General features: G+C 58.0%; 25 protein-coding genes. 10 read left to right on the top strand and 15 right to left on the bottom strand.

Translation table 11 applies throughout. From position 1 onward, the window contains the following. Positions 1 to 7: 7 nt before the first annotated feature. The gene (locus EY643_RS04400; RefSeq protein ID WP_205743145.1) at positions 8 to 4,006 is read left to right on the top strand and encodes a YhdP family phospholipid transporter; all 3,999 of its coding nucleotides are present in this window, start codon (positions 8 to 10) and stop codon (positions 4,004 to 4,006) included. Here EY643_RS04400 and yjgA read toward each other — a convergent pair. The 13 genes from yjgA to EY643_RS04465 all read right to left on the bottom strand — a co-directional run bounded on the left by yjgA (position 4,000) and on the right by EY643_RS04465 (position 13,818). Further along, positions 4,000 to 4,521 (bottom strand): ribosome biogenesis factor YjgA, encoded by a 522-nt coding sequence (gene yjgA, locus EY643_RS04405; RefSeq protein ID WP_152661050.1) that lies wholly within the window; start codon positions 4,519 to 4,521, stop codon positions 4,000 to 4,002. The two genes, EY643_RS04400 and yjgA, sit on opposite strands and share 7 nt — an antisense overlap. Further along, the gene (gene mgtE, locus EY643_RS04410; protein WP_152661051.1) at positions 4,514 to 5,866 is read right to left on the bottom strand and encodes a magnesium transporter; all 1,353 of its coding nucleotides are present in this window, start codon (positions 5,864 to 5,866) and stop codon (positions 4,514 to 4,516) included. The genes yjgA and mgtE overlap by 8 nt, the downstream gene beginning before the upstream one ends. A 6-nt stretch (positions 5,867 to 5,872) precedes the next feature. Then, entirely contained in the window at positions 5,873 to 6,142 is a 270-nt protein-coding gene (locus EY643_RS04415) for an HPr family phosphocarrier protein (protein ID WP_152661052.1), read from the bottom strand. A 1-nt stretch (position 6,143) separates the two neighbouring features. After that, on the bottom strand, positions 6,144 to 6,998 hold the full coding sequence (gene rapZ / locus EY643_RS04420) for an RNase adapter RapZ (protein ID WP_152661053.1): 855 nt from the start codon (positions 6,996 to 6,998) through the stop codon (positions 6,144 to 6,146). A 3-nt stretch (positions 6,999 to 7,001) separates the two neighbouring features. After that, positions 7,002 to 7,454: a PTS IIA-like nitrogen regulatory protein PtsN gene (ptsN, locus tag EY643_RS04425; RefSeq protein ID WP_152661054.1), complete on the bottom strand. Its 453-nt coding sequence runs from the start codon at positions 7,452 to 7,454 to the stop codon at positions 7,002 to 7,004. 8 nt (positions 7,455 to 7,462) lie between these two features. After that, a complete protein-coding gene (hpf, locus tag EY643_RS04430) occupies positions 7,463 to 7,750 on the bottom strand; it encodes a ribosome hibernation-promoting factor, HPF/YfiA family (RefSeq protein WP_152661055.1) in 288 nt (95 codons plus the stop codon). A gap of 138 nt (positions 7,751 to 7,888) precedes the next feature. After that, on the bottom strand, positions 7,889 to 9,376 hold the full coding sequence (locus tag EY643_RS04435) for an RNA polymerase factor sigma-54 (RefSeq protein ID WP_152661056.1): 1,488 nt from the start codon (positions 9,374 to 9,376) through the stop codon (positions 7,889 to 7,891). Between the two features lie 143 nt (positions 9,377 to 9,519). Further along, positions 9,520 to 10,245 carry an LPS export ABC transporter ATP-binding protein gene (gene lptB, locus EY643_RS04440; protein WP_152661057.1) on the bottom strand — a complete coding sequence of 242 codons (726 nt, stop codon included), beginning with the start codon at positions 10,243 to 10,245 and terminating at the stop codon, positions 9,520 to 9,522. Beyond that, the gene (gene lptA / locus EY643_RS04445) at positions 10,223 to 10,789 is read right to left on the bottom strand and encodes a lipopolysaccharide transport periplasmic protein LptA (protein WP_170287278.1); all 567 of its coding nucleotides are present in this window, start codon (positions 10,787 to 10,789) and stop codon (positions 10,223 to 10,225) included. The genes lptB and lptA overlap by 23 nt, the downstream gene beginning before the upstream one ends. Beyond that, positions 10,773 to 11,330 (bottom strand): LPS export ABC transporter periplasmic protein LptC, encoded by a 558-nt coding sequence (lptC, locus tag EY643_RS04450; protein WP_152661059.1) that lies wholly within the window; start codon positions 11,328 to 11,330, stop codon positions 10,773 to 10,775. The genes lptA and lptC overlap by 17 nt, the downstream gene beginning before the upstream one ends. Then, the gene (locus EY643_RS04455) at positions 11,330 to 11,848 is read right to left on the bottom strand and encodes a KdsC family phosphatase (protein ID WP_152661060.1); all 519 of its coding nucleotides are present in this window, start codon (positions 11,846 to 11,848) and stop codon (positions 11,330 to 11,332) included. The genes lptC and EY643_RS04455 overlap by 1 nt, the downstream gene beginning before the upstream one ends. Beyond that, positions 11,848 to 12,831, bottom strand: a complete 984-nt coding sequence (locus EY643_RS04460) for a KpsF/GutQ family sugar-phosphate isomerase (RefSeq protein WP_240732820.1) — start codon at positions 12,829 to 12,831, stop codon at positions 11,848 to 11,850. Before EY643_RS04460 ends, EY643_RS04455 begins: the two co-directional genes overlap by 1 nt. A gap of 12 nt (positions 12,832 to 12,843) precedes the next feature. Further along, positions 12,844 to 13,818 (bottom strand): calcium/sodium antiporter, encoded by a 975-nt coding sequence (locus EY643_RS04465; protein WP_152661061.1) that lies wholly within the window; start codon positions 13,816 to 13,818, stop codon positions 12,844 to 12,846. A 175-nt stretch (positions 13,819 to 13,993) separates the two neighbouring features. On the opposite strand from EY643_RS04465, the gene EY643_RS04470 reads away from it, so the two are divergent. From EY643_RS04470 to hisD, 5 genes are all read left to right on the top strand, one after another. Then, entirely contained in the window at positions 13,994 to 14,668 is a 675-nt protein-coding gene (locus tag EY643_RS04470) for an MlaC/ttg2D family ABC transporter substrate-binding protein (RefSeq protein WP_152661062.1), read from the top strand. Positions 14,669 to 14,844: 176 nt separating this feature from the next. After that, positions 14,845 to 15,084 (top strand): BolA family protein, encoded by a 240-nt coding sequence (locus tag EY643_RS04475; protein ID WP_152661063.1) that lies wholly within the window; start codon positions 14,845 to 14,847, stop codon positions 15,082 to 15,084. A gap of 22 nt (positions 15,085 to 15,106) precedes the next feature. Beyond that, on the top strand, positions 15,107 to 16,369 hold the full coding sequence (murA, locus tag EY643_RS04480) for a UDP-N-acetylglucosamine 1-carboxyvinyltransferase (protein ID WP_152661064.1): 1,263 nt from the start codon (positions 15,107 to 15,109) through the stop codon (positions 16,367 to 16,369). Between the two features lie 2 nt (positions 16,370 to 16,371). Next, complete coding sequence (gene hisG / locus EY643_RS04485; protein ID WP_152661065.1) at positions 16,372 to 17,007, top strand: ATP phosphoribosyltransferase; 636 nt, start codon at positions 16,372 to 16,374, stop codon at positions 17,005 to 17,007. Next, a complete protein-coding gene (hisD, locus tag EY643_RS04490; protein WP_205743204.1) occupies positions 17,004 to 18,302 on the top strand; it encodes a histidinol dehydrogenase in 1,299 nt (432 codons plus the stop codon). Before hisG ends, hisD begins: the two co-directional genes overlap by 4 nt. Positions 18,303 to 18,315: 13 nt before the next feature. On the opposite strand, the gene EY643_RS04495 is transcribed toward hisD, so the two are convergent. Continuing rightward, positions 18,316 to 19,419, bottom strand: coding sequence for a S1C family serine protease (locus EY643_RS04495; RefSeq protein WP_152661067.1), 1,104 nt, complete (start codon positions 19,417 to 19,419; stop codon positions 18,316 to 18,318). 114 nt (positions 19,420 to 19,533) lie between these two features. On the opposite strand from EY643_RS04495, the gene EY643_RS04500 reads away from it, so the two are divergent. After that, a complete protein-coding gene (locus tag EY643_RS04500; protein ID WP_152661068.1) occupies positions 19,534 to 20,295 on the top strand; it encodes a Nif3-like dinuclear metal center hexameric protein in 762 nt (253 codons plus the stop codon). A gap of 5 nt (positions 20,296 to 20,300) precedes the next feature. Here EY643_RS04500 and EY643_RS04505 read toward each other — a convergent pair whose 3' ends face one another. Then, a complete protein-coding gene (locus EY643_RS04505) occupies positions 20,301 to 20,774 on the bottom strand; it encodes a Z-ring associated ZapG family protein (protein ID WP_152661069.1) in 474 nt (157 codons plus the stop codon). Positions 20,775 to 20,956: 182 nt separating this feature from the next. Here EY643_RS04505 and zapE point away from each other — a divergent pair, with 182 nt between their 5' ends. The 3 genes from zapE (at position 20,957) to rpsI (ending at position 23,061) form a co-directional block, all read left to right on the top strand. Beyond that, positions 20,957 to 22,060, top strand: a complete 1,104-nt coding sequence (zapE, locus tag EY643_RS04510; RefSeq protein ID WP_152661070.1) for a cell division protein ZapE — start codon at positions 20,957 to 20,959, stop codon at positions 22,058 to 22,060. A gap of 168 nt (positions 22,061 to 22,228) precedes the next feature. Continuing rightward, entirely contained in the window at positions 22,229 to 22,657 is a 429-nt protein-coding gene (gene rplM, locus EY643_RS04515; protein WP_152661071.1) for a 50S ribosomal protein L13, read from the top strand. A gap of 11 nt (positions 22,658 to 22,668) precedes the next feature. Continuing rightward, positions 22,669 to 23,061, top strand: a complete 393-nt coding sequence (gene rpsI, locus EY643_RS04520) for a 30S ribosomal protein S9 (RefSeq protein WP_152661072.1) — start codon at positions 22,669 to 22,671, stop codon at positions 23,059 to 23,061. Positions 23,062 to 23,264: the final 203 nt, after the last annotated feature.

Below are 23,264 nucleotides of genomic sequence, written 5' to 3' on the forward strand. Positions count from 1 at the left end.
TCATCGCTTGAGTTCCCTGCTCTGGGGCGCAGCAGTGCTGGCGATTGTAGTGTTGGCAAGCTACGTCAGCCTGGGGCGATTGCTCAGCCAAAACCTGCACAAGTTTCAGGACGAAATCCTCGCAGGTTTTAACAGCCGTGTCCCTTTTGAAATTCAGGCGGACAGTTTGCGGGGCGAGTGGCGTTCTTTTACCCCGGAGATTGTACTCGAAGGTTTGCGTCTCAAATTGCCGGGAGCCGAGGGCGATACGCTGGATCTGAGCGGTGGGCGCATCGGGCTGGATGTGCTTGATTCGCTGCTCGCCCGTAACCTTCATATTTCCTCGATTGAACTAGATGCACTCGAACTGCGCGGGGAGCTTACCGACGATGGCCGCTTCGTGTTTCCTGGTCTCAAGGGCGGCAACACGCCACTAGGGAACTGGTTGCGGGAGTTTTTGCTCAATATTGAGCATGTCACGTTGAAAAACAACACCCTGTACCTTGCGCTCCCTAGTGGGGAGCAGCGCAACTTCGACCTGGGTCTTGAGCTGCATCGCGAGGGAAGCCAGCGCCAATTTCAGGCCCAGTTACTCTCGACTCGTGGCGCAGCATTCGAAGTGCTGGGCAAGGGTGTCGGAAATCCATTCACACCTGATGCTTTCTCCGGCCAGCTCTATGTGTCTGCTGCCACCAGTGATCTCGCCGCAGCCCGCGAGATTTTCGTTAATCCGCAACTCATCTCGCCCGAGGGGCAGCTTACAGCGCAGCTTTGGCTGGACTGGCAGCGCGGGGCGCTGGATGTGGATCTCGATCTGTATTTCGAAAATCTCGTGCTACAGCCGGCCGAGGCCGAATGGCGTATGCCGCTGGATGAACTGTCCCTGTCGGTCAGTCTGGTCGAGCACAGCAATCGACGTACGGTCTATGCCTCTGATGTGTTCGCCCGCAGTGGCGATGTGAAACTGCTGCTTCCCCGGCTGCAGTTGGATAGTTGGGGCGAGTCTTTCAGGTTGCGTGCGCGGGATGTGCCAGTAGGGCCCCTTAGTCAGCTGGCACTGGCTTCGGGAGTGATGCCGGATAACTTCAACTCGGTTTTCTCTACGCTGTCTCCCGAGGGGCAGGTGAGTGCATTGGAGCTCACGGTGGGCGATGTGCGCCAGGCCACAGACGATTGGCAGGTTGAGGCCAACTTCCACGACGTGGTAGTCAGCTCCTGGAAGGGCGCGCCAGGGGTCACCTCGGGAGCGGGCTATCTAGAGCTATCCCAGAACGGTGGCTACGTGGTTTTGGATAGCAAACGTTTCACTATGGATTTCCCCACGGTTTACAAACAGCCGCTCTACTTTGACGATATCAGTGGCACGCTGAATATCAACTGGGACCGTGAATCGCTGCTGCTCGATAGTGGTCTCATTACGGCATCTGGCGTCGAGGGCACGGCCCACGCCTTATTCCGCTTAAACATTCCCTTCAAGCCGACACCCACTGGCCTGGAGATGGATCTGGTGATTGGTGTGGAAGATACTCACCCGATCCACCGCCTCAAGTACCTGCCTTACACGATGAATGACGGCCTGCTCAGCTGGCTGGGTGGGGCAATCGGCGAGGGTGAGGTCCTGGAGGGTGCATTTATCTGGCGCGGTAGTCTCAAGCGCGGCAGTGTGGCTCAGCGCACTGTGCAGCTGTTTTTCAACCTGGCCAACACAAGCATCAATTACCACGAACAATGGCCGCCGGTGAGCAAGGTGGCGGGTATTGTGTTGATCGACGACAGTAATGTCAGCGTCTGGGCAGACTCTGCCCAGATGTTTAGTGCCGAATTGAGCGAACTGTCAGTTGAAACCTGGGTAAACGATAGCAGGCAGATGCAGCTGGCGGTTCACGGGGCGCTGAGCGGCGACGCATCGGATGGCCTGTTGATCGCGAACAATTCTATGCTGGGAGAGCTGACCAGCGGTGTCTTTAGCGAGTGGCAGGCAGAAGGGGGGCTGGAAGCAGAGCTAGACCTGCAACTGAATCTGACTCAACCCAAGGCGCCACCGACGGTGGAAGTCAGCGCAATACTGGACGATGTTGCACTGCGGATTGAGCCGGGCAACCTGGCATTGGAGGAGCTTGGTGGCAGGGTGAACTACCATTCGACGTCAGGGTTTAGTTCAGACGACCTGACTGGTCTGCTGTGGCGTCAACCGCTGACCGCGGAGTTGCGGCAGCGCCCGTTGGAGTCGGGTGAGCCGCTGGCTGGTTTTACGAATTCGGTACTCGAAGTAGGCCTGGAGACCAGGGTAGAAACGGCGTCGTTGCAGAAATGGCTACCGCTCGAAGTGCTGGCGCTTGCAGAGGGGGAGGCCGAGGTGGCTGGTCTGCTTGAGATCGCTCCCGGAAAACCGCCAACCTTGAATCTTGCCTCGCTTCTGGAAGGTATCAGTCTCGATCTGCCCTCGCCCTATGCCAAGCCTGCCGCCGAGATGCGAGCCTTCAGCCTGCAATTGCCTTTAGCGTCGGAGCGATATGATCTGGAGATGCAACTGGGTGTGGATTTGGAACTTCGTTTGCAGTTGGTGAATGGCATTCTTGAAGGAGCGTCCCTGGGGGCGCAGGGTCCCGCTGCACCTGTAGTCGCAGGCATAGTGCTGGGGCATGGCAGTCTGCCCTCGCTGGATCTGGATGAGTGGTTGGCTTTTAGTGACCGCTATTTGTTTCCATCGCCCGTACCTGAAGTATTGGCGCTTGTGGACGCAGCTGATGAGGAGGCTGACGAGGAATCTTACGCGCAGGCTGAAGAGGAGGCTCAAGAGCCAAACTCCAGACTGCGGCTACAACTCGATGAGATGTTCGTCAGCAGTGCCACTATCTGGGGGCAGGAATTCCGCGATGTACGCTTTAGCCTGGCGCTGGATGAAAATATTCTGCAGACCCAGTTGGAAACGGCGTGGCTCCGTGGCACTTATTTCCAGCCCACCGTGGGGCGCGCCGGGCTTAAACTCGACTACCTCGATTTTTCAGGCATGACCGGTGCACTTGGGCGGGCTGCTGAGGAAGAGGGCGCTACGCAGGGAAGTGACGGCGATACCACCGAGTTGCTGGAACTGCCGGACATGCAGGTCGTGATCTCCAATCTGGTGTTGGATGGTGAGCCCCTGGGTCAGTTACAGATGAGCCTGTTCTCGGAGGGGAGTTCCATTCGCGCCACTGACATACATGGCGAACTCGCCAGCCTGGTGTTGACGCCTGAGGCTCCAGCCGAGTTGCACTGGTTGCAGGGTGAGCGGACTGCGCTCAGCGCACCTCTTGGTTTTGACGATTTCGGTGACACGCTGGGTCATTTTGGCTACGACAAATTCCTGGAAACTAGCAGTGGTAGTGTAGATGTCGGTCTGACATGGCCTGGGTCGCCGCAGGATTTTGCGCTGACAGCGGCTGAGGGCGAGCTTAATCTGTCGATGGAGCGCGGGCGTTTCCTCGAAACGCCAGCCGGCGCCACCGGAGCGTTGCGCCTCGTCAGTATTTTCAATCTGGCTGAAGTGGCGAGACGTTTGAGCCTCACGCATATGTTTGAGTCAGGCGTGCCTTTTAATAGCTTACAGGGAAAGATGGGGCTGGAGAGCGGGACTTTGATTGTGCCGGCTATGGCAGTTGAGGGGAGCTCGTCCAGATTCGTCTTCACTCTCGAATCCGACCTTATTGATGAGACGCTTGATGGCGAGTTGGTCGCTACATTGCCTGTCGCCAATAACTTGCCTTGGGTAGCAGCATTGGCCGCCGGATTGCCCGTTGCGGCGGGCGTATTCGTGGTGTCCAAGGTATTCGAAAAGCAGGTGAACCGGCTTTCCAGTGGCGTCTACACTATCGGCGGTAACTGGAGCGAACCAACGATCGAATTCGATCGTATTTTTGACGACGAGACACGGCGGCAGGTGGAGGCGCTGGTGGAGTCAGTCGATCCGAACAACGTGCCGGACCCCAATGAGATATCCATTTTGGGGCTCGAAGTGGTCGACCCCAACGCCCCTTTGCCTCAGTGATCTTCCTGAAGTTCCCGCAAGTAGCGGAACAGTTTACGGCTGGCAGCCGGGGGCTTGTTGTTCTTCTGTTCGCGCTGGGCCTGTAATACCAGCTGACGCAGTTGTTGGCGATCGGCCTGTGGCCATAGGGCCAGGACTTTTTCGACACCGGATACACCCGCTTCCAGCACCTCGTCGCGGAGTTCCTCCAGTTCATGGAAGCGCGCGTTTGCGTCGCGCGCGGGCTTGTGAAGCGCATCCAGCGCGGCCTCTACAGCGGCGGCATCAACGTCACGCATGAGCTTGCCGATGTACTGCATGTGGCGCTTGCGAGCACTGTTGCTGCGGATGTTACGCGTCTCGATGATTGCTTCCATCAGGCGTTCGCTATCGATAGGAATTCGCGCGAGTTCCTTGTCTTTCAGCCGAGTGAGTTTGTCACCCAGTGCCTGAAGCGCGAGCATTTGCCGTTTTACTTCGCTCTTGCTGGGGCCCTCTTCAAACTCGTCTTCAGGGGCTTCTGATTCGTTATGCATAGAAAAGCGTCGCCAGACCGAGGAAGGAGACAAAGCCCACCACGTCGGTCACTGTGGTCAGAATGACCCCGCCTGCCAGGGCGGGATCGATGTTCAGGCGCGATAATACCAGAGGCAGCGCTGCGCCGGTGAATGCGGCGGTGACAAGATTAATAACCATGGCGGCGGCAATAATGATGCCGATGTCCCAATCGTCGAACCATAGCGATGCCGCGATGGCGACAACGACCGCCCAGATAACGCCGTTGATCAGTCCGATAGTAACCTCGCGGGTTAATAGCCAGGCCTGGTTGTTTTTGCCCACCTGGCCAATGGCAATACCCCGGATCAGTACAGTCAGGGTCTGGGTGCCGGCGATGCCTCCCATTGAAGCGACGATGGGCATCAGTACTGCGAGGGCCACGACTTTTTCGATGGTGCCCTGAAACATGTTGATGGTGGAGGCTGCGATAAAAGCGGTGAACAGGTTTATGCCGAGCCATACCGCCCTTCGTGGGGCAGCCTTGGACACGGGCGCAAAGGTGTCCTCTTCTTCATCCAGGCCAGCCATGGACATAAAGGAGTGATCCGCATCTTCGCGAATTACGTCGACCACGTCATCGATGGTGATCCGGCCCAGCAGGCGGCCACTATCGTCGACAACCGGTGCTGAGACCCAGTCATTGCGTTCGAACAGGCGGGCGACCTCATCGTCTGGTGTGTTGACGGCAATGGGGTCCACGTCGGTCACCATCATCTCGCGCACAGTTGCCGAAGGGTCGGACACGAGCAGAGTACGCAGTGGCAACAAGCCGATAAATTGATCGGTGCGATTTACCACGATCAAATTGTCCGTCATTTCCGGAATTTCATCGTGGCGGCGCAGGTAGCGCAGCACGACATCCAGGGTCAGGCGGGCACGGATGGTGATCGTATCCGTGTTCATCAGACCACCGGCGATATCGTCCGGATAGTGCATTACCTGCTCGAGGCGTGCCCGATCCTGATGGTCCATCGAATTGAGGACTTCGCGCGTAACCCGATCAGGCAGCTGTTGCAGGATGTCCGCAAGGTCATCGTCTTCAAGGCCTTCGGCTATCGTCGCAACTTCGGATGCATCCATGCGCGAGAGAAAATGCGCCTGAAGCTCGTCGGAAAGCTCTCCCAGGACCTCGCCCTCGAGTTCCACATCCACCATTTTCCACAGAATGTTGCGGAATCTGGGGGGGGATGACTCAAGCAGGTGGGCAATATCCGCCGGCGGTATGCCATTGAGCATCCGGCGAACGTCGACCATGGCGCCGCTATCCAGCGCTAGCGTCAGCCGGTCGAGTGTCTCCTGTTGTTTTGCCAGGTTCTGTGGCATTCGGACTTACTCCGCTTCGTCGAAGCGGTTTGCGATGAGAGCGGTGATAGCGGCGAGAGCTTCCTCCTCGTCGCGACCGTCGACACGCAGATCAAGCACGGAGCCTTTGCCCGCGGCCAGCATCATCACCGACATGATGCTTTTGGCGTCCACCATATTGCCGTCGCGGCCAGCCTCAATAGCACTGGAAAACGCAGAGGTGCAGCCCACGAGCTTCGCTGCTGCTCTGGCGTGCAAGCCGAGTTTGTTGACGATGGTCACCTGAGTCTCTATCAACTTACTGCAATTCCCTGTGTCTTATATGCATGGCTGGAAATTGTTCCCGGTAATGCTGGAACAGGCGGTTAGCCAAATATACTGACCGATGTTGTCCCCCGGTACAACCTATCGCGATTGTCATATAGCTGCGATTACTGTCGCGGTAGCGCGGCAGCCAATTGTTCAGGTACGCGCTGATATCGCCAAACAATTCGTCGGTCAGTGGCTGTGCCTCAAGGAAACTCTGTACCTCCTGGTCCAGGCCGGTACTCAGTCGCAGTTCTTTGACCCAGTGTGGGTTGGGCAGCATGCGCACGTCGAAAACAAGGTCGGCATCAGCGGGCACGCCGCGCTTGAAACCGAAGGACTGAATCAATATCGACATGCTGCCGCCGGTAGCCCCGAGCAGGCGTTGTTTGATGGCGTCACGCAGCTCGTAGATGGTCATCTGGCTGGTATCCAGCACCAGCGAAGCGGCGCTGGAGATCGGCTCCAGCAGGCGCCACTCGTACTCTATGGCCTCTGCCAAAGGCATCGCCTCAGAGCTCAGCGGATGTTTGCGCCGGGTTTCACTGAAGCGTTTAATCAGCGTTGCTTCCTGGGCGTCGAGGAACAGGATCTCGGTGTTAACCGAATCGGGCAAGGATTCCAGGGTCGCGGTGAAATTGGCGAGGTCTTTCCACGCGTTGCGAGCATCGATGCAGACAGCTGTGCCGCGAAAATGGCCGAAGGCTTCGCCGCTGGTCTCTGCGACCAGAGCAGGTAGCAGCGAAGAGGGCAGGTTGTCGATGCAATAGTAGCCCTCATCTTCCAGCTGGTGCAGGGCTGTACTTTTGCCTGATCCGGAGCGTCCGCTGATGATGATCAGTTGCATTGTCTAGCCAGTGGCCAGCGCGTGCAGGGCCGACGCATCCGCAGCCCCGCGCAAGCGCTTGCAAAAATCTGCGTCGCTGAATTTGCGAGCGATCTGGGCCAGGGTGTCGAGATGCTGCTGGTGTGCCTCGCTGGGTACGAGCAATGCGAACACCAGGTCGACGGGCTGGCCATCCGGTGCGTCGAAGTCGATAGCCTCGTCAAGGGTTACCAGAGTGCCCAGGGGCTGAGTGCAGTTGTCTATGCGGCTGTGTGGAATGGCAATGCCGAGTCCAAGGCCGGTACTTCCCAGTTTTTCGCGGGCAATCAGCTGGGCAAAAATTTCGTCATAACTCAGGGAAATCTGGTCCTCGCTGATAATGTGGGCGATTGTTTCAAATAGTCGTTTTTTGCTGACCCCGGGCACCTGGCAGGCAGTGCGCTCCGGGGTCAGAATTGTATCCAGCGGTTGTTGCATGGCTGGGCTCAGTGTCCTCTTGTCTTTTCCTTATGCTTGATGAGCTGGCGGTCCAGTTTGTCCGCCAGGGCGTCGATTGCGGCATACATATCATCGGATTCGGCGTGAGCGAATAGATCCGCGCCGGATATGTGTACGTTGGATTCCGCTTTTTGAACCATTTTCTCCACGATCAGAGTGACCTGGACGTTGGTGATTTGATCAAAATGTCGTTGCAGTCGTTCGAATTTGCTCTCGACATACTCCCGCAGAGCTGAGGTGACCTCCACGTGGTGTCCGCTGACATTCAGTTGCATACACTTGCTCCTTCTTTTGGTGAACCCGGGGGATTGCCGCCCGGAACCGGCACAGCCGGATTTTGAATCCTCTAGGATAAATTCTAGACCAAGGCCTGCCCGGCGAGTAATTTTTTCCACTGTGGGGCCAATCATTGCCTATACCAGCCTCTTGCGCTCGTTAGACGGCGGTATCAGCAGCGTATCCCGGTACTTTGCGATGGTGCGTCGGGCGACCTTGATGCCCTGTTCTTCCAGCAATTGGGTGATTTTGTTGTCGCTCAGTGGTTTGCGCGGATTCTCGGCGGCAACCAGCTTCTTGATGAGAGCCCGGATAGCGGTGGAAGAGCACTCTCCGCCCGCGGTGGTGGCCACGTGGCTGGAGAAGAAATACTTCAGCTCAAATATGCCGCGGGGGGTGTGCATGTACTTCTGGGTTGTGACCCGGGATATGGTCGACTCGTGCATCTCTACCGCTTCGGCGATATCGTGTAGCACCAGCGGTTTCATGGCTTCCTCACCATATTCGAGGAAGTTGCGCTGGTGTTCGACGATTTTAGTCGCCACCTTCATGAGGGTCTCGTTGCGGCTTTGCAGGCTCTTGAGAAACCAGCGGGCCTCTTGCAGGTTGTCCTTGAGGAAGGTGTTGTCCGCACTGCTGTCCGCGCGCTTGATGAGGCTCGCGTACTCGTTGTTGATACGCAGGCGTGGTGCGATATCGGGGTTGAGTTCCACCAACCAGCGGCCTTCTTTTTTGCTGACAAATACATCCGGAATCACATATTCGACATCGCTGGGGGCGTAGGTCTCACCTGGGTTCGGGTCCAGGGTCTGGATCAGGGCGAGCACATCCTTCAGCTGGCTTTCGTTCAATCGGGTGCGGCGCTGGATCTGGGTGAAATCCCCGCTGGCGAGCTGTCCCAGGTGGCGATTGAGCACCTGACGTGCCTGCTCCAGGTAAGGGGTGTCTGCAGGTAGTTGCTGGAGCTGAACCAACAGGCACTCTTGTAGGTCGCGGGTGCAGACGCCGGCCGGTTCGAACTGCTGCAGCATGTGCAGCACGGCGACGACCTCGTCTTCATCGATATCCAGTTCCGCCTCCAGCAGCGATTGATGAAGCTCTTCAGGGTCCAGCTGGAGGCGTCCGTTGTCGTCGGTGGCGTCGATAATCGTCATTGCGATCAATCGGTCTGTGTCCGACAGGCGGCTCAGATTGAGCTGCCACAACAGGTGTTCCTGCAGGGACTGACGAGAGCCGCCACGGGGCTCGAAATCGCCTTCGGGGAACTCATCCGGTGGCGGTGGGGGGGCTGAACTCGAGGGCAGCAGATCGTCCCACTGGGTGTCTACGGGGAGGTCGTCCGGAAGCGTCTGCGATGATTCCTGAGGTGCAGCGTCACCGGCCATGTCGGCCTGTTCGAGGCTCTCCATTGGGCCATCGCCGGTAGCGGCGGCATCGTCGGCGCTGGCCGATTCGCTGGGGCCCTGCTCCTCTTCGCTGGTCTCCAGCATGGGGTTGCTGTCGAGAGCCTGCTGGATTTCCTGTTGCAGGTCCATGGTCGACAATTGCAGCAGGCGGATAGCCTGTTGCAGTTGCGGGGTCATGGTCAGCTGCTGGCCCAGCTTTAACTGCAGCGATTGCTTCATTGGTGAATCGAGTTTCCTCAGGCGAGTCCTGATGGGCGCGCCGTGCAATACAACGTAGACGAGTTTAGCGCTCGGCCAAGATGGCTTGCAAGGTTTTGGCGCGAAATTTGCTTGTTGACAGCTGCCTGAAAAGGGCGTGGGCGTTAGAGTGAGAACTGCTCGCCCAGGTATATGTCGCGGACCCGCTGGTTGTTCAGTACCTCATCGGCACTGCCCGCTGCGATGATGTGACCCTCCCCGACAATGAATGCTTTTTCACAGATATCCAGAGTGTCGCGAACATTGTGGTCGGTGATCAGTACACCAATCCCGCGACCGCGCAGATGGGTGATAATCTGTTTTATATCATTCACTGAGATCGGGTCCACGCCGGCGAAAGGCTCGTCCAACAGGATGAAGTCAGGCTCGGTCGCAAGGGCGCGGGCAATTTCTATGCGGCGTCGCTCTCCTCCGGAAAGCGACTGGCCGAGGCTGTCGTGGAGATGCTCGACGTTGAATTCCTCGAGCAACTGCTGGCAGCGCTCATTGCGTTGCTTACGGTTCAGGTCAGGCCGTGTTTCCAAAATCGACAGGATATTGTCGGCCACGCTCAATTTGCGGAAAATTGACGCTTCCTGCGGCAGATAGCCGATACCGTGACGGGCGCGTTCGTGCATGGACAGGGGGGTGATGTCCTCGCCGTTGAGCTCGATGGTGCCCCGATCGGCCGCCACGATTCCGATAATCATGTAAAAGCAGGTCGTTTTACCGGCCCCGTTGGGGCCTAACAAACCCACCACCTGGCCACTTTCCAATTCGATGGAAACGTCCTGAACGACTTCGCGACCCTTGTAGGCCTTCGCCAGATTACTCGCTTTCAGTGTCGCCACTGGCTTCCTCTTCCTGGTCGAGGGCTGCGGCCTCGATGACGACCTGAACACGGCTGTCCTCGCGGCTCTTGTCTGAATCGGCCCGCACCAATTGCTCGGTAATAAAGTAATCTATGCTGTCGCCGGTGACGGTGGAGCCTTCCTGTTCGATACTGGCGTTCTCGCGCAGCTGAACCCGGTCTTCGGCCTTGTGATATTCGATAATGTTGGCGTATGCCTTGATCAGCCCCTTTTCGGGTTCGGGCTGCTGTTGCATATGCGCCGGCGCGCCCTCTGCCAGAATGCGGTCGGCGTCTTTGGCATCGTGATAAACGGTAATTCGTTCCGCCTCGATATGCAGGCTGCCCTGGTCCATGGTCACATTGCCAACATAGCGGGTGAATCCCTGCTTTTCGTCGCGGACTGCTTCGTCGGCCTCAATCAGGATCGGCTGGTTGCGATCATCGGGCAGCGCGTTCGCCGGCCCGGTGACTACCAGGGCCAGGGAAGCTGCAGCCAGCAGGCGCGCGATCAGGGCGCAAGGTCGCTCAGGGCGACTGGACATAGATGCTCTCCACATTGGGTTTGAGGCTTATGGTTTCCGTTACCAGATTGGCGATCATGCCGTCGGCGACAGTCTGGTTTTTGCCCTGGGTGATCGTGACCTGCCGGTTGCTTTCCGCGGTACGTTTGTCCAAGTAAATATCCAGTACGTGCGTAGCCATGTTAGTGCCCGTTTGGTCGTGGGACAGTACCACATTTTTTCGCAACAGTAGCCTTTCGCGGTTGTGTTCCCAGCGGCCACGAGTCGCCTTGGCGGACCAGGTTTTACCCTCATCACTATGGGAGTAAAACCTTGGTTCCATCATCATCGAGTAGTCACCCTCGCGAAATCGATCAACTCTCTCGGCCTCCAGAATGTCGCTGAGGACGCCCTGCTCGTCGAACGCCCAGGTGCGCACGGTCTGGATGTAGGTGAGAGGCAGCGCTTCGTGACGTTCACTGGTCGCGAGGTCAGGGGTGGCGGCTGTTTGTGGTTTCCAGTAATAGCTTGCCGCCAGCAATACTGCCAGAGCCAGGAGTATTTGCAGTGCGGGGCGGGGCATCAGTCGAAGTCGGCCTGCAGCGAATCCAGTGTACCGCGCAGCGTCAAAATCATTTCGCAGGCCTGGCGCACGGCGCCCTGGCCGCCAGCAAGTTCGCTGATCCAGTCGGCAGCGTTACGAACTGGCAGGGCTGCATCGCTGACGGTGAGACCAAGGCCCGCGGCGCGCACCGCCGCGAGGTCGGGCAGGTCATCACCCATGTAGGCACATTCTGCCAGGGTGATGCCTTTGTCTTGGCACAGGCTCTTCAGGGCTGTGAGCTTGTCCTCGCGGCCCTGGATTACGTCGTTGATGCCGAGTTCCCTGGCGCGGCGCGCGACAATGTCGGAACTACGGCCAGTGATCAGGGCGATGTCTACACCGCCCTGCTGGAGTAGTTTGATGCCGAGACCATCTTTGATGTTAAAGGACTTGAGCTCCTCGCCATTATTGCCGTAGTAAATCCGACCGTCGGTGAGGATGCCGTCGACATCAAGGGCGAGCAGTTTCAGTGACTGCGCAATTTCTGCGTCGGCCATCAGGCGATCCCGGCGTGGAGCAGGTGCATCAGGTGAAGTACGCCGATGATCTCGCGGCCATCGTCTGCCGTCACGAGCAGTGAGGTAATTTCATGTTCTTCCATAATTCTCAGCGCCTCTGCTGCCAGCATCCCTGGCCGTGCCGTCTTCGGCCGGGTATGTATCAGCTTGCCCATCGATGTTGCGTTGATGTCCACCTGTGCATCGAGCGCGCGGCGCAGATCTCCGTCTGTGAAAATCCCCTCAAGCTTGCCGGCCTCGTCTGTGACTGATGTCATTCCCAGGCCTTTAGCGCTGATTTCGAGCAACGCCTCAGACAGGGAACTTGTTGCGGACACGCGCGGCACTGCTGCACCGGTCTGCATAAGGTCTTCAACCTTTAGAAGCAGTTTCTTGCCAAGGGTTCCCCCGGGATGGGAAAAAGCGAAATCCTCTGCCGTAAAGCCGCGCGCTTCCAGCAGCGCGATGGCCAGTGCATCGCCCATAACCAATGCGGTCGTGGTAGATGATGTGGGAGCCAGGTTGAGCGGGCAGGCCTCGGTTTCCACGCCCGTATCCAGGTGGGCGTCCGACGCCGTGGCGAGAGTGGAAGAGGGGTTGCCAGTGAAACTAATGATAGCCGCTCCAATCCGTTTCAGCAGTGGCATGAGACTCACTACTTCCGCGACCTCTCCGCTGTTTGAAAGGGCGATGACGACATCGGCGCCGGTGATCATGCCCATGTCGCCGTGGCTGGCTTCACCTGGATGAACGAAAAATGCGGGGGTCCCTGTGCTCGATAGAGTGGCTGCTATCTTGCGCGCGATGTGTCCGGATTTACCCATGCCGGTGACAATAACCCGGCCCTCGCAGGCCAGCAGCAATTCACAGGCAAGGTCGAACGCCGCGTCTATTCTCGCTTCCAGTTCAGCGACTGCGGCGGCTTCCATGGAGATGGTGCGCCTGGCTGAGGCCGCATGGATGGAGCTAGATTGTGATGCCATAAACTGGCCCGGTCAGATAGTGATGTAGAGCCAATAATAATACAGGCCGTAGAACGACACTAACAACACCCCGACCGTTCGGCCAACGTAGGAATGGCCCTCGTTCGAGCGGCTGCGCCGTCGGCTGATGTAGATCGCAAGCGCGAGGAACACTGTGAGGAAAGTCATCATCGGGTAGTCGCGAGTAATCACCGAAGGCTCCAGGGATTCGGCGCCCACGATTCCGGGAATTGACATCACGGCGAGTAAATTAAACAGGTTGGAGCCAATGACGTTGCCGAGCGCGATCTCGGTGTGTCCGCGCAACGCGCTGGCTATGGTGGCGGCCAGCTCTGGCAAGCTGGTGCCGATGGCGACAATCGTCAGGCCGATAACCAACTCGGAGACACCCAGTGACTCCGCAACCACTACCGCCCCCCATACCAGCATCCGCGAACTTGCAATTAGCAGGGCGAGGCCGAGACCAAAGGTTATCCAGGCGCGGGCCGGCTTGAGATGTGGCAGGTATTCCTCTTCTGCCTCTTCTACCAGCACTTCATCATTGGATTGGCTGCGGACCATCTGGGTGATGATTAGCACCAGCGCCGCGACCATTAACCAGCCATCCATGATGGAGAGCACATCGTCGATCAATAGAATGCCAGCTCCGAATGTGACCACCAGCAGTGTGGGCATCTCTTTTTTCATACAGCTCTGGTGCACCATCATGGGTGCGACCAATACCGTGATGCCGAGCACCAGGCCGATGTTGGCTATGTTGGAACCGATGGCATTGCCGATGGCGAGGTCGCCAGCGCCAGAAAACGCCGCCGTAAATGACACCAGAACCTCGGGTGCTGACGTACCCAGGGAGACTATGGTCAGGCCGATAATAATGGGCGACATGCCCATGTTTTCGGCAATAGAGGACGCTCCCGCAACGAAGAGATCGGCGCTCCAGATCAGGATAATGAAGCCGACCAGAATGGTGGCGGCAGCTAACAGCATATGAAAACAATTCCTGTTACAGTAGGCGCCCATCGCGCAGGGAACGTCCCGCTGACGCTGTTGTCTGACAGCTACAGGGCGGGCATCCGGCGCAGTGTTCGTGACGCAGTGCAAGGCGCGATTATACAGGGCGCAGCCCTAGAGCATAGTAGCTTTGGCCATTTGGGGGCATGAGATGAGATTTGGTTCGCAATTGACATCACTGGTGGTGCTGTTTCTGTTCGCATTAGCTGTGCGAGCAGAGGGGCAGGATGGAGCGGGAGCGCATGATGTCGTCCGTTCGACCAGCGAACGAATAATGGTCGTGGTTGCGGAGGCTCAAGAATACGCAGACGAGGATTCAGAACGCTACTACGCGCAAGTCCAGGAGATTCTGGATCCTGTAATCGACTTTCGCGGATTTGCCCGGGGCGTTATGGGCCCCTATGCCAGTAGCGAGCGCTATCGCTCTCTCGACGAGCCCGGAAGGGCTCAACTCAGGGGTCAGCTGGACCGCTTTACTGAAGTTATGCGCATCGGTCTGGTACGTACCTACAGCAAAGGTCTGCTGGCGTTTGGCGGATCGCGTATCGAGGTGTCTAGCCCGGCGCCCGATGAAGCGCAGCAAAGTAAAGTCGCGGTGGAGCAATTGATCTATACCGAAGATTCAAAGCCGTATATCGTCATTTACCAGATGGGCCGTGACAAATCGGGTGATTGGAAGCTGCGCAACGTCATTATCGAAAACGTGAACCTCGGTGAGATCTATCGCAACCAGTTCGAGGCGGCTGCGCGTAAGCAGGACGGCAATCTCGATGCAGTGATTGAGAGCTGGAGCGCCATTGAGGTTAAAGACGACGGCGAGAGCTGAACCTCAAACAGCCAAATAGTACGGTCGCTATCGCGACAGATTTCTCCTAAAATGCCGCTCTTTCTCCCGTCGCCAGCGAGGTCCACCCTGCGCGGCGCGGCCAGCGCGGCGCGGCCAGCATGGCGCGGCCTGCGTGGCCCTGTTCGGCGGGATTCAATATACAACTGGAGATTGTTATGGATGCGGCCACCGTTAAAAACCTGCTGCAGGAGCACCTGCCGGAATGTGAATTCCAGGTGCAGGGTGAAGGCAGCAACTACGATATCGTCGCAGTGGGCGACGTGTTTGAAGGTCTGCGGCCAGTGAAAAAACAACAACTGGTATACGGGGCCCTCAGCGAGCAGATTGCAGACGGCTCGATACACGCCGTTAATATCCGTACCCTGACCCCTGAACAGTGGCAGTCCGAAGCCTGACATAACGACCTCTGAGACGATTGTGGAAAAGCTCCTCATCAAGGGCGGAGGCCCGCTGGACGGCGAATTGCGGATTTCCGGATCCAAGAATGCCGCGCTGCCGATTCTGGCTGCGACCCTGCTCGCCGATGAGCCGGTAACGATAGGCAACCTGCCTCATTTGCATGACATCACAACGATGATCGAGTTGCTCGGCTGTATGGGGGTGGCTCTCACAATCGATGAGAAGCTCAGTGTCGAGGTTGACGCCAACGGTATCTCCGAGTTTTCAGCGCCCTACGAGTTGGTGAAAACCATGCGCGCGTCGATTCTGGTTCTAGGTCCGATGCTCGCTCGGTTTGGAAGAGCGAGAGTGTCATTCCCCGGTGGCTGTGCCATCGGTAGCCGACCGGTAGATCTGCACTTGCGTGGGCTAGAGGCCATGGGTGCCAGGATCGAGGTTGAAGGCGGTTACATCAATGCCCACACAGAGGGTCGCCTCAAAGGTGCCCATATCGTGATGGAGACGGTCACAGTAGGGGGCACTGAGAACATCCTGATGGCCGCGACTCTGGCTGAGGGGCGCACCGTGATTGAAAATGCGGCCCGGGAGCCTGAAGTTGTCGATCTCGCAAGATGTCTCATCGCTATGGGCGCAAAAATTGACGGCCACGGTACTGACACGATCACGATCGAAGGCGTTGAGCGCCTCGGCGGGTGCAACTACCCGGTGATGGCCGATCGCATCGAGGCGGGAACTTATCTGGTCGCCGCGGCCGCCACGCGCGGTCGGGTCAGACTGAGGGGAGCGTGTCCTCACGACCTGGAAGCCGTGCTCGCCAAGCTTGAGCAGGCCGGAGCATCCATTCGTAGTGGCGAGGACTGGATCGAGCTGGATATGGCAGGGCGCCAACCCCAGGCAGTCAATATTCGTACCGCGCCGTTTCCGGGTTTTCCCACCGACATGCAGGCCCAGTTCACCGCCATGAATGCGGTGGCAAAGGGCACCAGTACAGTCACTGAAACGATATTTGAGAACCGCTTGATCCAGACTCATGAAATGAACCGGATGGGCGCCAATATTGTCATCGAGGGAGCGACTGCCATTATTACCGGCCAGGAGCGCCTCAAGGGCGCACCCGTGATGGCTTCGGACCTGCGCGCATCGGCGAGCCTGGTGATTGCCGGGCTGGTGGCAGACGGTGAAACACGAGTAGACCGTATCTACCACATAGATCGCGGTTACGAATGTATTGAAGAGAAACTACAATCGCTGGGTGCGGATATACGCCGCCTACCGGACTGACTATGACAGACAAAATTACCCTCGCCTTGACCAAGGGCCGTATTCTGAAAGAGACCCTGCCACTGCTGGCGCGTGCAGGCATTGAGCCCATTGAAGATATTGCCAAAAGCCGCAAGCTGGTATTCGACACAACGGTGCCGGGCCTGCGACTACTGGTCATTCGCGGTACTGATGTGCCCACCTATGTGCGTCATGGCGCGGCGGACATCGGTGTTGTGGGCAAGGACATTTTGCTGGAGCACGGTGCTGAAGGCCTTTACGAGCCGCTGGACCTTGGCATTGCTCGATGCCGGTTAATGACCGCCGGGCCAGTCGGCTGGCGGCCGAGTGGCGCGCGTATTCGCGTGGCCACAAAGTTCGTGAATATTGCCCGCGAACATTTTTCCCGCCAGGGCGTGCACGCGGATGTGATCAAGCTCTACGGCGCTATGGAGTTGGCGCCGATCATGGATCTGGCAGATCTGATCGTGGATATCGTGGATACCGGCAATACCTTGCGCGCCAACGGAATGGAGCCTATGGACGAGATAGCAGATGTCAGTTCGCGGCTTATTGTGAATAAAGCGGCAATGCGTTCGAGCTTCAAAGGTATAGAGCGCATTATTGACGATCTGGCAGCGGCCGTGGAGGCCACCTGATCATGCAACGACTCGATTCAAGTCAGGCGGATTTCGATGCTCGCCTGGAGGCGCTCACCGCCTGGGAAGAGCAGCTCGATCACGCGGTTAACGACACCGTGCGAGAAGTGCTTGCCGACGTAGCGCTTCGCGGCGATGCGGCCGTGCTGGACTACACCGCGCGTTTCGACCGGCTTGAAGCTCAATCCGTGTCAGAGTTGGAAATATCCGACGCGCAATTGCAAGAGGCCCTTGCGGAGATTCCTGCCGACCAGCGATCGGCCCTGGAAGCCGCCGCTGACCGTATTCGCAGCTACCACCAGCACCAGATCCAGGATAGCTGGCAATATCAGGATGAGCAGGGCAATGTGCTCGGCCAGCAGATCACGCCGCTGGATCGCGCCGGTATCTATGTGCCTGGCGGCAAGGCCAGCTACCCGTCTTCCGTGTTAATGAACGCCATTCCCGCGAAAGTGGCCGGGGTCGGTGAAATCATTATGGTCGTTCCGGCCCCAGGGGGTGATCTCAACCCCATGGTCCTGGCGGCGGCAGCGATAGCCGAAGTCGATCGGGTGTTTACTATTGGCGGTGCCCAGGCGGTAGCCGCACTCGCCCACGGTACCGAAACCGTGCCTGCGGTGGACAAGATCGTCGGTCCGGGAAATATCTATGTCGCGACTGCCAAGCGCCAGGTGTTTGGTCGGGTTGGCATTGACATGATTGCCGGCCCGTCAGAAATCCTGGTGATCTGTGACGGCTCCACCGATCCCCAATGGGTGGCGATGGACCTGTTTTCACAGGCGGAGCACGACGAAAATGCCCAGGCTATCGTGCTGTGCCCGGATGCCGCTTATCTCGAGCGAGTCGCGGCGGCTGTTGACGCGCTGTTGCCTGACATGGAGCGACAGGAGATTATCGCGACCTCTCTCAAGGGGCGAGGTGCCATGATTAAAACGGTCGATCTTGCCGACGCGGTCGAGATTAGCAATCGCCTGGCACCAGAACACCTTGAATTATCGGTTGCTGAGCCGCAGCGCTTGCTGCCCGATATTCGCCACGCAGGCGCTATTTTTATGGGGGCGTATACTTCTGAATCGCTGGGTGATTACTGCGCTGGCCCGAATCACGTATTGCCCACTTCGCGCAGTGCGCGATTCTCGTCGCCGCTGGGTGTCTACGACTTCCAGAAGCGCAGTTCGCTAATTATGTGCAGTGAGCAGGGCGTGCAGGTACTGGGTCAAGTCGCGTCCGTACTGGCCCGTGGAGAGTCGCTGGAGGCGCACGCCCGCAGTGCAGAATATCGCCTGAAAAAATAGCCGGGCCGCGCTGTTATCGTACAGGGCTGGTCTGGCCCTGGATGCCGACTACAGCGCGCAATTCGAGGCTCTGCTGGTCACGCCTGATAGAGATAGCGATGGTGTCACCGGGGCGCAGCTGGGCGATCTGGTGCATTGTCTGGCGTCCGTCCAGGATAGTTTCCCCGTTGATATGCGTGATAACGTCGCCCTGAGCGAGGCCTGCGCGCATTGCCGGGCTGTTCTGCGCAACATCCATCACCAATAATGCCTGGTTATTGCCCTCTACCGGTAGTAGCGGATCCACGCTGACCCCCAGCCATCCGCGGATGACTTCGCCGTACTCGATCAGGTCGTGCATCACGAACTCTGCCATATTGATCGGGATGGCGAGGCTGATCCCAATGCCAGTTGAACCTTCGCTGCCCCCGCCGCTGGTGTAGATGAGCGTGTTGATACCCATGAGTTGGCCGCGAGCATCGATCAGTGCGCCACCTGAGTTGCCCTGGTGGACAGAGGCGTCAGTCTGAATGTAATCCTCGTAGGCTGCATTCGGTTGTAGTCCCCAGCGGCCAAGGGCCGACACAATGCCCTGGCTGACTGTGTGGCCAAACCCCAGGGGATTGCCGATCGCCAGCACAACATCGCCGACCTGCAGCCGATTGGAATTACCGGTAGAAATTGGATTGAGGCCTGGCAGGTCGATTTGCAAGACTGCCAGGTCTGTGGCGATGTCCGACCCAACGACAACGGCGTTGGCGGTGCGGCCATCGTGCAGCAGTACCTGGATGGCGTCTGCGCCTGCGATCACATGATGATTAGTCAATATGTGGCCGGCGGTGGTCATGATGACCCCGGAGCCAAGAGATCGCTCGATACGCTCTCTCACTGACCGGCTCGGAGCCAGCACCAGGGCGGAGCGACGGTCAAGGAGGGGAGCGCGCTCGACGATACGTTTGGCGGTGTAGATGTTCACCACCGAAGGGCTGGCGTCTTCCACGGCCGCCGCGTAGCTGCTCACTGCGCTGCCCTGTGGGGGTGTCGACGCGCCCGGCACGACCCAACGGTCAAGAATCAGTAGCGCAGCCAGAAGCCCAGCAATTGCTGGCCAGGTGATGAATTTCAGGCTGTCTTTCATTAAATTTGTCGCCGCCCCTTACTGCGGTAAAGTACCGCTTCTCTGGTCGATTTACAGCATGGTCGACTGCTTATTGTATCTGATGCGGCTCGACCGCGAACAGGACTGAATGAAATGAGCGTTAAGCTGGATGAGTTACTGGCGTTTCTCGACGCGACTCTGGAGCCAGACAGGTTCCGCGATTATTGCCCCAACGGACTCCAGGTCGAGGGCAGGCCAGTGGTGGGGCGGATCGCGACAGGGGTCACTGCAAACCAGGCCCTGCTTGACGCGGCCATCGAGTGGGGTGCAGATGCCATTCTCGTGCACCACGGTTATTTCTGGAAGGGAGAGTCGGCGCCAGTGGTCGGGATGAAGCGTCGCCGTCTGGGCGCATTGCTCAAGGCAGATGTAAGCCTGCTGGCGTATCACCTGCCGTTGGATGCCCATCCAGAGCTGGGTAATAACGCGTGCCTGGGTCAACTGCTAGGGATTGAAGGCCTGGATCCGCTCGATCCACAGGACCGCCAGGGTGTGGGGAATATCGGCAGCTTGCCGGAGCCGGTGTCCGCAGCCCGCTTCTGCAGTCAGGTGGCTGCGCTGACGGGGCAGAAGCCTCTGTTGATTGGCGAGGACGACCGTTTGGTGCGCCGCGTCGCCTGGTGTACCGGGGCAGCCCAGTCCTATATCGATGCCGCAGTGGCGGCGGGGGCGGACCTGTTTCTCACCGGCGAAGTGTCAGAGCCCACGGTCCATACCGCGAGAGAGGAGGGGATTCAGTTTGTTGCCGCCGGGCACCATGCAACAGAGCGTTATGGGGTGCAGGCCGTGGGTGAGCGGCTGGCGGAGTTATTTGGTCTGGAACACCGGTTTATCGACGTCCCCAACCCTGTTTGAACGCCTTAAACTCTGGGTGGAGCCTCAACTTCATCCGCGTTTTCGGCTGTTTTTGAGCGGTCGAGCCCGAACTCTTCGTTCAGCATGCCCTTCTCGTCCGGTGAGGTTTTTGGTGCATAGTCCAGAGGTTGCTGGACATCGGTAAGGTTCTGCGGAATCTCTGCCGGATCGCGTGCGCTGTTCACTAGCGCCACGGGGCCCTTGCCCTGACACAGCTCACCGGCGCCTTTGGCGAGGTGGTTGTGCACGTTGCGGTAGCTTTTGGTGAGGTCGTTCAGCAATTGGGCAGTTTCGGAAAAGTGTTCGACCACCTCATCCTCGTAGACCTTCTTGTCCTGCAGAACCTGGTCCAATTTGCGCTCGACTTCGCGGTGCTTCTGCCCCGCAGGTGAGCTGCGGCGCCCGAACATCAGGCCCAGCAACAAGCCAACAACGAGGGCTGCAGCGGCAGCCGCGATAACAATGGTCAGGTCGTACACGAATTAATCCTCTAGCCGTCATCCCACCGCCACCGGGTGGGTGCGCTAGTATACAGCTATTGCCGGAGGGGCCAAAGACCTTGCTGCCTCTACCTTGGTGGCGTTGCCAAGTGCGCGGCCGGTGGGTAAAGTGTGCCGCCAAATTCTACCCGGCATTCCCGTGGTTACTCCATGACGACTTCATGACTACGCCCTGGCAGCGTTACCAGACCGACCTTCAGCGGGAGGGGTTCAATCACGACCCCGCCCAGGAGGAGGCTGTGCGCTTGCTACAGGACCTGTATGAGCGTCTCGTCGCACGCTATAACCGCCGCGAAGGTGGCGGGCTTGGTGGGTTTATCAAGCGGCTGCGCAAAGAGGCGCCAGAGCCAGAAGTAGGGCTTTACCTTTGGGGCGGGGTCGGCCGTGGTAAAACCTACCTGGTGGATGCATTTTTCGATTGCTTGCCGTTTGAGCGCAAACTGCGGACCCATTTTCATCGGTTTATGCAGCGGGTGCACAGCGAACTCAAGGACCTGGAGGGTGAGAAAAACCCCCTCGAGATCGTGGCCGACAGGCTGGCCGAGCAGGCGATTATTATCTGTTTCGATGAGTTTTTTGTGACGGATATTGGCGACGCGATGATTCTTGGTGGCCTCATGGAGGCGCTGTTTGACCGCGGCGTGAGCCTGGTAGCTACGTCCAATATCGAGCCGGAGAATCTGTACCAAAACGGCCTCCAGCGTCAGCGTTTCCTGCCAGCGATTGCCCTTGTGCAGAAATATACCCAGGTGGTAAATGTGGACGCGGGCGTCGATTATCGGCTGCGGACCCTGCAGCAGGCGGAGCTCTATCACAGCCCCCTGGATCAGGCTGCAGACCTGAGCTTGCGCAGCAGTTTTGAGGCCCTGGCCGTTGAGCAGGGGCAGCACTGGGAAAGAATAGAGATCAATGGCCGCTATCTCACCGTGCGTTGCCTCGCTGACGATGTGGCCTGGTTTGAGTTCGCTGAGCTCTGTGATGGCCCCCGCTCGCAGAACGATTACATTGAATTGGCACGAATTTTTCACGCTGTATTGCTCTCGGATGTACCCCGATTCACTGCCGATCTGAACGATCAGGCGCGCCGGTTTATCAACCTGGTGGACGAATTTTACGACCGCAATGTGAAGCTGGTCATGACGGCGGAGGCGCCCCTGTTGGACCTCTATGCCGGGGGCAGCCTGGCTTTCGAGTTCCAGCGTACCGAGTCGCGCTTGCAGGAAATGCAGTCCCATGAATACCTGGCCCGGGAACATCGCCCCTAGAGGGTTGCGATTGCCTTTGGCCCCCAAAGTGTGAAAATTCCCGAAACAGGTAGTGAATAGGTGGCGATTAGCCACGAAATTTATTCGACATGCCGCTTGAAAATGCCCGGGTCAGCGGGTAGTATTCGCGCTCTCGAAATTGGAGCCCTCCAAGAGGCGGTTATTCTCATGAAAACGTATAGTGCCAAAGCAGCAGACGTGTCCCACGACTGGTTCGTGGTCGATGCTTCTGACAAAACTCTGGGGCGCCTGGCAAGTGAAATCGCGCATCGTTTGCGCGGCAAGCACAAGGCCGAATACACACCTCACGTTGACACCGGTGACTACATCGTTGTGATCAATGCTGAGAAAGTACGTGTAAGCGGTGCCAAAGCGACCGACAAGATTTACCACAGCCACACCGGTTATCCCGGCGGCCTGAAGTCCATCTCTTTTGAAAAGCTGATCGACAAGGCTCCCGAGCGTGTACTGCAGGGTGCGGTCAAAGGCATGCTGCCGCGTAACCCTCTGGGCCGCGCCATGTTCAAGAAGCTGAAAGTGTACGCGGGCAGCGAGCATCCGCACGCCGCACAACAGCCGCAAGCACTGAATATCTAACGGATTATATTATGTCAGCTACCCAATATTACGGAACTGGTCGTCGCAAGACCTCCACCGCGCGCGTATTCATCAAGAATGGCGCCGGCAACATCACTGTCAACAAGCGTCCCCTGGACGCGTATTTTGGCCGTGAAGTGGCACGCATGATTGTGCGTCAGCCGCTGGAACTCGTTGAAATGAATGACAAATTCGACGTCAACGTGACCGTTGCAGGCGGTGGTAGCTTCGGTCAGGCCGGCGCTATTCGTCACGGTATCACTCGCGCTCTCATGGAGTATGACGAGTCACTGCGCGGAGCCCTGCGTGGCGCCGGTTATGTGACCCGCGACGCTCGTGAAGTTGAGCGTAAGAAGGTCGGTCTGCGCAAGGCGCGTAAGCGTCCGCAGTTCTCCAAGCGTTAATTCGTTTGGCGACCCGTTGGTGGGTCGCGGCAAGAGATCGAAACGTCCACTCCCAGGTGGGGGCGGACGTTTTTTTATGCCTGAGTGGGCGCGCTTTGAGCCGGCATTCTGCATATTGATTCAGGGCAAGGTCGGGCCCCAAAACGCTTAAGAATCAAGGCGTTCACCTTGTAACAAACGGCCAAAATCCGTACTATTTGGCA

The organism is Halioglobus maricola (assembly GCF_009388985.1).
In the GTDB taxonomy this organism is placed as follows: domain Bacteria; phylum Pseudomonadota; class Gammaproteobacteria; order Pseudomonadales; family Halieaceae; genus Halioglobus; species Halioglobus maricola.

Excerpts from the sequence above, each read along its gene's own strand:
- rpsI (WP_152661072.1), top strand. The coding sequence starts at position 22,669 with ATGTCAGCTACCCAATATTACGGAACTGGTCGTCGCAAGACCTCCACC.
- rplM (WP_152661071.1), top strand. The coding sequence starts at position 22,229 with ATGAAAACGTATAGTGCCAAAGCAGCAGACGTGTCCCACGACTGGTTC.
- EY643_RS04435 (WP_152661056.1), bottom strand. The coding sequence starts at position 9,376 with ATGAAGCAATCGCTGCAGTTAAAGCTGGGCCAGCAGCTGACCATGACC.
- EY643_RS04475 (WP_152661063.1), top strand. The coding sequence starts at position 14,845 with ATGGATGCGGCCACCGTTAAAAACCTGCTGCAGGAGCACCTGCCGGAA.
- EY643_RS04500 (WP_152661068.1), top strand. The coding sequence starts at position 19,534 with ATGAGCGTTAAGCTGGATGAGTTACTGGCGTTTCTCGACGCGACTCTG.
- EY643_RS04465 (WP_152661061.1), bottom strand. The coding sequence starts at position 13,818 with ATGCTGTTAGCTGCCGCCACCATTCTGGTCGGCTTCATTATCCTGATC.
- yjgA (WP_152661050.1), bottom strand. The coding sequence starts at position 4,521 with ATGCATAACGAATCAGAAGCCCCTGAAGACGAGTTTGAAGAGGGCCCC.
- EY643_RS04460 (WP_240732820.1), bottom strand. The coding sequence starts at position 12,831 with ATGGCATCACAATCTAGCTCCATCCATGCGGCCTCAGCCAGGCGCACC.
- hisG (WP_152661065.1), top strand. The coding sequence starts at position 16,372 with ATGACAGACAAAATTACCCTCGCCTTGACCAAGGGCCGTATTCTGAAA.
- EY643_RS04495 (WP_152661067.1), bottom strand. The coding sequence starts at position 19,419 with ATGAAAGACAGCCTGAAATTCATCACCTGGCCAGCAATTGCTGGGCTT.
- lptC (WP_152661059.1), bottom strand. The coding sequence starts at position 11,330 with ATGCCCCGCCCCGCACTGCAAATACTCCTGGCTCTGGCAGTATTGCTG.
- mgtE (WP_152661051.1), bottom strand. The coding sequence starts at position 5,866 with ATGCCACAGAACCTGGCAAAACAACAGGAGACACTCGACCGGCTGACG.
- EY643_RS04455 (WP_152661060.1), bottom strand. The coding sequence starts at position 11,848 with ATGGCCGACGCAGAAATTGCGCAGTCACTGAAACTGCTCGCCCTTGAT.
- rapZ (WP_152661053.1), bottom strand. The coding sequence starts at position 6,998 with ATGCAACTGATCATCATCAGCGGACGCTCCGGATCAGGCAAAAGTACA.
- ptsN (WP_152661054.1), bottom strand. The coding sequence starts at position 7,454 with ATGCAACAACCGCTGGATACAATTCTGACCCCGGAGCGCACTGCCTGC.
- hpf (WP_152661055.1), bottom strand. The coding sequence starts at position 7,750 with ATGCAACTGAATGTCAGCGGACACCACGTGGAGGTCACCTCAGCTCTG.
- lptA (WP_170287278.1), bottom strand. The coding sequence starts at position 10,789 with ATGTCCAGTCGCCCTGAGCGACCTTGCGCCCTGATCGCGCGCCTGCTG.
- EY643_RS04470 (WP_152661062.1), top strand. The coding sequence starts at position 13,994 with ATGAGATTTGGTTCGCAATTGACATCACTGGTGGTGCTGTTTCTGTTC.
- zapE (WP_152661070.1), top strand. The coding sequence starts at position 20,957 with ATGACTACGCCCTGGCAGCGTTACCAGACCGACCTTCAGCGGGAGGGG.